The 377-nt window shown below is 58.1% G+C and carries 1 protein-coding gene; it reads left to right on the plus strand.

Translation table 11 applies throughout. The features are described from left to right. Positions 1–362, plus strand: a 362-nt coding sequence (locus tag RHSP_RS33400; RefSeq protein WP_157385313.1) for an IS5 family transposase, incomplete at its 5' end; no start/stop codon positions are given. Between the last annotated feature and the right edge of the window lie 15 nt (positions 363–377).

Raw genomic sequence — 377 nt, forward strand, 5'->3', positions numbered from 1 at the left:
ATCGTTGCGGCCGCCCCGTCGCAGTCAAAATAACACCCGGACAGCGCGGCGATGCTCCTGTCGCAATGAGCCTGCTCGAACCCCTGCCGCCCAGTCGTCTCTGCGCTGCCGATACCGCCTATGACAGCAATGCCCTGCGGCTCTTCCTCATCCGGCGAGGAACCCGTCCGGTCATTCCCAACAATCCGACCCGTAAACGAATCCAGGCCTTCGATCCTCAAGCCTATAAACGCAGAAATATCATCGAGCGCATGTTCTGCAGGCTCAAGGACTGGCGTCGCGTCGCTACACGCTACGACAAGCTCGCCATAAACTTCGCCGCAACATGCTACATCGCAGCTATCGTCAATTGGTGGATCTGATTGAGTCTCGACCCT

Source organism: Rhizobium freirei PRF 81 (assembly GCF_000359745.1).
GTDB lineage: Bacteria > Pseudomonadota > Alphaproteobacteria > Rhizobiales > Rhizobiaceae > Rhizobium > Rhizobium freirei.